The 4,944-nt window shown below is 34.6% G+C and carries 6 protein-coding genes; all 6 read right to left on the bottom strand.

The window, feature by feature from the left end; translation table 11 throughout:
• Positions 1 to 19: 19 nt before the first annotated feature.
• The 6 genes from gltX to BAZSYMA_RS04125 all read right to left on the bottom strand — a co-directional run bounded on the left by gltX (position 20) and on the right by BAZSYMA_RS04125 (position 4,764).
• Positions 20 to 1,393 (bottom strand): glutamate--tRNA ligase, encoded by a 1,374-nt coding sequence (gltX, locus tag BAZSYMA_RS04150; RefSeq protein WP_090715915.1) that lies wholly within the window; start codon positions 1,391 to 1,393, stop codon positions 20 to 22.
• Positions 1,393 to 1,842: a tetratricopeptide repeat protein gene (locus BAZSYMA_RS04145; protein WP_090715913.1), complete on the bottom strand. Its 450-nt coding sequence runs from the start codon at positions 1,840 to 1,842 to the stop codon at positions 1,393 to 1,395. Before BAZSYMA_RS04145 ends, gltX begins: the two co-directional genes overlap by 1 nt.
• Before the next feature lie 276 nt (positions 1,843 to 2,118).
• Positions 2,119 to 2,673, bottom strand: a complete 555-nt coding sequence (locus BAZSYMA_RS04140; RefSeq protein WP_195910090.1) for a type II secretion system protein N — start codon at positions 2,671 to 2,673, stop codon at positions 2,119 to 2,121.
• Positions 2,674 to 2,714: 41 nt separating this feature from the next.
• On the bottom strand, positions 2,715 to 3,149 hold the full coding sequence (gspM, locus tag BAZSYMA_RS04135; RefSeq protein WP_090715907.1) for a type II secretion system protein GspM: 435 nt from the start codon (positions 3,147 to 3,149) through the stop codon (positions 2,715 to 2,717).
• Positions 3,146 to 4,015, bottom strand: coding sequence for a type II secretion system protein GspL (gene gspL, locus BAZSYMA_RS04130; RefSeq protein ID WP_090715905.1), 870 nt, complete (start codon positions 4,013 to 4,015; stop codon positions 3,146 to 3,148). Before gspL ends, gspM begins: the two co-directional genes overlap by 4 nt.
• Entirely contained in the window at positions 4,015 to 4,764 is a 750-nt protein-coding gene (locus tag BAZSYMA_RS04125; protein ID WP_090715902.1) for a HesA/MoeB/ThiF family protein, read from the bottom strand. Before BAZSYMA_RS04125 ends, gspL begins: the two co-directional genes overlap by 1 nt.
• Between the last annotated feature and the right edge of the window lie 180 nt (positions 4,765 to 4,944).

Here is a 4,944-nt window from a genome sequence, read left to right as displayed (position 1 = left end):
TTAATTTATTATATTATCTTTAAAAATCAACAGCTTTCTTTAGGCGCTTGAGTGTGGTTGCTTTACCAATCAACTCAGCGACCAAATCAATACTACCTGCATTGCCATTACCACTTAGTGCCAATCTAAATGGTTGTCCCACCTTGCCAAAACCAAGCGCTAATTCATCACACACTTGTTTAATAATGCCTTTAATTTCATCAGCCTTCCAAACTTCTAACTGACTTAACTTTTTCATCAAAGCCTCAAGTGGTGCTTTATCTTTAAACTGTTTATCAGCAAGTTTTTCGTCAAATACATCAAAATCTTGGTAAAACATCTTTAACCCTTCAACCATCTCTAGCAATGTTTTTGAGCGTTGCTGTAATGACGCAACAACCAATGCCAAATCCACGCCATTATCGGTATTGATTTTTTGATGTTGTAAGTACCACTGTAAATGTTTCACCAAATATTCAGGCGTGGCATTTTTAATATATTCTTGATTGAGCCACAATAGTTTTTCTTCATTAAAACTGGCTGGGGCTTTGTTAATATCTTTTAAATCAAACAACGATACAATTTCTGCCAAAGAGAACACCTCTTGGTCACCATGTGACCAACCCAAGCGCACCAAATAATTAAGCAATGCCTCAGGTAAAAAACCTGCATCCCGATATGCCATTACACTCACTGCACCATGTCGCTTTGACAAACGAGCACCATCACTACCCAAAATCATTGGCAGGTGTGCAAACTCAGGCAAATCCCATTCAAGTGCCTGATATAGATTAATTTGTCTAGGGGTGTTGTTGATATGGTCATCACCACGAATAACATGGTTAATATCCATATCATGGTCATCCACCACAACGGTTAAATTATAAGTCGGTGTGCCATCACTACGAGCAACAATCAAATCATCTAACTCTTTATTAGCAATAGAGATTTTTCCTTTAACCAAATCCTCAAAAATCACCATGTCATTCATTGGATTTTTAAAACGCACAACCTTATGATGGCCTGATGTGAGTGCTTTATCACGACAACATCCATCATACATAGCCTTCTCACCTTTTGCCATTAGCGCTTCTCGCAAGTTATCTAATCGCTCTTTTGAACATTCGCAATAATAAGCCTTATCTTCATCTAACAATTGCTGAATGACTGCTTTATAGCGCTCAAAACGCTGCGTTTGATAAAATGGACCTTCGTCATAATCCAACCCCAGCCAATTCATTCCATCTAAGATAGCATCAACTGATACCTGTGTAGAGCGCTCCCTATCCGTATCTTCAATACGCAAGACAAAATCACCCTGTTGTTTTTTCGCCCAAGCCCAAGCAAACAAAGCGGTACGCGCACCACCGATGTGTAAATAACCCGTTGGAGATGGTGCAAATCTTGATTTCATCAATCGTTGGCTTTGTCTGCTAGATCATACCAATACTGTGTTTTTTCAAGGTCTTTTTCAACTTCCTTGCCATCTTCATACAGCATACTCAGTGCATACATCGCCCCTTGTAAGCCATACTCAGCCGCCTTTTCAAACCACTCAATGGCTTTACCGATGTCCTTTTCAACACCTTCACCAGTCATGTAAGCCACCGCAATCATATGATGTGCAAAACCGTGCCCCTGATCAGCAGCTTTGACAAAATTCTCAAACCCCAAAGGCTGATTCTCAACCATACCTAAGCCATTCATCTGCATCATTCCAAGACGCCACAGACTCTCAGCATTGCCTTGCATAGCGAGTGGTGCTAATAATTGATACGCCATTGAAAAGTTCTTAGAATCAAAAGCAGCCAAGCCACTGATTAAATCTGCCTCAAAGACATCTGTTTCGTTAGAATTTGACATAATAGTTTTTATGATTTTTGAAATAGCACGATTTTACAAGATTCATACACACAAGTTACTGAATGTTGTTCAAGTACAATAACAACATTTATAAAACACAACATGTATTGGTAAATTCGCTCTCTACCACAAGCAAGCATGAACGCCACTTACCTATAATTACGAGTAATCTCTTTGGATACGGTTGATTTAATGTAATGACCTTATAGAAATATTTTGAAAAATAGCCATTTAATTTTTTCCTCTGAGAGTTAAACAATTTTTCTACGGTTTTTTTTAACCACCATTCAAATTGACAGTTTTGTTTTTATGTTGTTTTTTTACATCAATATAATCAAACTTAATTAATATTTTTTCTAGCCTCCCATCTGTTTCAATCACCACATAATTTTTAGCAATATCTTTAAGTAACACGCTAGAGGCAATATTATCACCTTTTTGATAGGCTTTTGACTTACTATTTCCGTTTTTAATAATTGCCAAAGCGCCTTTTTCTTTAAAAATAGTTCCAATGAGTGTTAAATTGAGTTGTGTTGGTTTAACTGTTTTATAATTTTTTCTAAACTCAACACCTTGAAACTCTCCAAACAAATTACGATAAGCTCTCACATCTTGAGATTCTGGCTTTAATATTGTAATATTAGTTTCTTCCATGATTGGCTTATGCATACTCGCCAACACACTCAATACTAACAGTACACAAATATAAACTAGACACAAAAACAAACATAACATAATGCCTTTTCTAACTTTTTCCTTATGCTTAAACAGAAAGCTAAAATATTTAGTTTGATTTAAAGTAGCAACAAATGATTTGATATTTAAAGTCATAATATAATCTTTATAGGACATTGTGTTCTTCACTCAATATTTCATGGGTGTACAAATGTCATCTTAACATCTACTACGCCATCCCCAACACTCTTAATATCTGCATCAACTGCCACAATATTATGCTTGTTCTTTAGCGTATTAAGCCCATTTAATAAATTAAAAAATCGTATTGAAGAACTGCTTAATACAATACGGTTGTTACTTTGGATATGAATGTTTTTGTTTTTAGCTTTTCGGTAAGTTGCTTGAATAATGCTTTTGGATTTTGCACTAGAAAGCTTAAGGTAAAACACTTTGCTTTGCAACTTCAGCAATGATGAATATATAACTTTTTCTTGTTCAAGTTGTGCTTTTAAGACACTGCCCTTATCACTCAATGAAACCATACTCAGTACAAATATTAACAGCAAAATAACAAGCCCAAACAACAAAATCAGCGCTTTTTGTTTATCAGAAAAATAACTAAAATTCATTGTTCTACCTTAAGTGTTTGTTTGTTAAATTGTAATCGTTTAATCTTTGTTTTTATCTTAATATCTGATTGAATTTTGGCAAGCAGGTCATTATCTAATTGTTCTTTAATACTCAATGTGCTGAGTTTTTGCTTAATTTGTATATACAAGTCAATAATACGCCTAACCTCTGGAAATAGCTTTTTAAAATGAATTTCATTGATATTTGATTGCGTGTTAATTTTTTTTGTTAAATTATGATTATCCAGCATTAATTGAACTGGAGAAAGCACCATTAATAATAGTAAAATAATAATGCTCGCTCGCCATTTGTAGAGTTTTTCTTTCCAATTTGAACTCCAATCAACATTTAAAAGGTTAATCTTCTGAGCGTATTTAACATTTAGTTTTTCACTCAATATTTGATAATTATTTGTAAAGAGCTCGTCTAATACCGCTTGGCTTGTTTTTCCGCCCAAAAAATCACCATAACGAAACAATACATCTTGTTCAACTTTGATGCAATACACTTTGCCTTTTTCAATCGGTAGTAGCATAAAATCAACCACGCATTGCTCAATTTTCAAACCTGTAGTTTCAAGCTTTTTTCGAAGCGCATTCATAATATTTTTGCTTATCACAACAACATCATAATATTGCTCATTAGCTGTCTTTTGCAAAAAAAAATCTAATGTTTCAATGTCATCTAACAAAACATCTTCTAGTAAAAAAGGAATGGCTTTTTTAGCTTTAGAAAAACTCATTTTTGGCACTTCAATATGGTGCGTTGAGACCAAATGTGAATCGATTGCAATGATATAAGACTGATCAAGTGCTAAACTAGCAAACTCAGTAGACTCGTCGTAGTAAATAATAGTACTGTTCATTAGATGTTTAAATAATTGCAGATTGGGCAATGTTTATCCTTGTTGAGTTGCACTGTTTTAAAATTTAAATCCAATGCATCTATTATCATTAATTTACCTATTAGTTGTTCACCTAAATTTAAAATTACCTTGACACCTTGTAGCGCTTGCATGGTGCCAAGCATACCCGCAACAGGTGCAAGAATACCATTATCAACACAATTCTCATCATTGTTACCAGTACTTGGGTATAGGCATTGATAACATGGCTGGTCTTTTTCATAGCCTTTAAACACTGACAACTGCCCTTCAAAACGAATAACAGCAGCCGACACTAAAGCTATATGCTGTGCAACGCAGGCTTGATTGATTTTAAAGCGTGTATCAAAATTATCCGTGCCATCTAGTACAACATCGCACTTCTTTACCCATTTATTTATATTATCTTCATTTAAATTTGTCAATGTAGTGATTTTAACATTAGGATTAATCGCCAACATCTTAACTTTAGCAGATTGCACTTTATCTCTACCAATATCATCTGTGTGATGGATTACTTGTCGCTGTAGGTTGGATAATTCTACTTGGTCAAAATCTGCAATGATTAAATGCCCAATACCAGCAGCGGCAAGATACATTGCAGACGGTGAACCTAAACCACCTATACCAACTAACAACACAGTTGCATTTAACAATTTTTGCTGTCCTTCTTCGCCAACTTCTGGCAAAAGAATTTGGCGAGAATATCTGAGTAAATTTTGATTATCCATAAGTTAAAATTATAGTCTATGAATGCAAAAATAATAATCAAAAAACTTAAGTCTTTTGCAACACCTGAGCGTAAGAAAACTAACGAGTGGTTTTTTAAAACTTGGCAAAGGTGAATATTCAGAACATGATAAATTTATAGGTATACGAACGCCTCAAATTAGAACAAGTAGCCAAGCAAA

The sequence above is a fragment of the Bathymodiolus azoricus thioautotrophic gill symbiont genome (assembly GCF_001298715.1).
GTDB lineage: Bacteria > Pseudomonadota > Gammaproteobacteria > PS1 > Pseudothioglobaceae > Thiodubiliella.
This window is presented reverse-complemented; position numbering and strand designations above follow the sequence as displayed.

What these genes read in the sequence shown, in the direction of transcription:
- BAZSYMA_RS04145 (WP_090715913.1), bottom strand. Translation starts at nt 1,842, where the DNA reads ATGTCAAATTCTAACGAAACAGATGTCTTTGAGGCAGATTTAATCAGT.
- gspL (WP_090715905.1), bottom strand. Translation starts at nt 4,015, where the DNA reads ATGAACAGTACTATTATTTACTACGACGAGTCTACTGAGTTTGCTAGT.
- gspM (WP_090715907.1), bottom strand. Translation starts at nt 3,149, where the DNA reads ATGAATTTTAGTTATTTTTCTGATAAACAAAAAGCGCTGATTTTGTTG.
- gltX (WP_090715915.1), bottom strand. Translation starts at nt 1,393, where the DNA reads ATGAAATCAAGATTTGCACCATCTCCAACGGGTTATTTACACATCGGT.
- BAZSYMA_RS04125 (WP_090715902.1), bottom strand. Translation starts at nt 4,764, where the DNA reads ATGGATAATCAAAATTTACTCAGATATTCTCGCCAAATTCTTTTGCCA.
- BAZSYMA_RS04140 (WP_195910090.1), bottom strand. Translation starts at nt 2,673, where the DNA reads ATGACTTTAAATATCAAATCATTTGTTGCTACTTTAAATCAAACTAAA.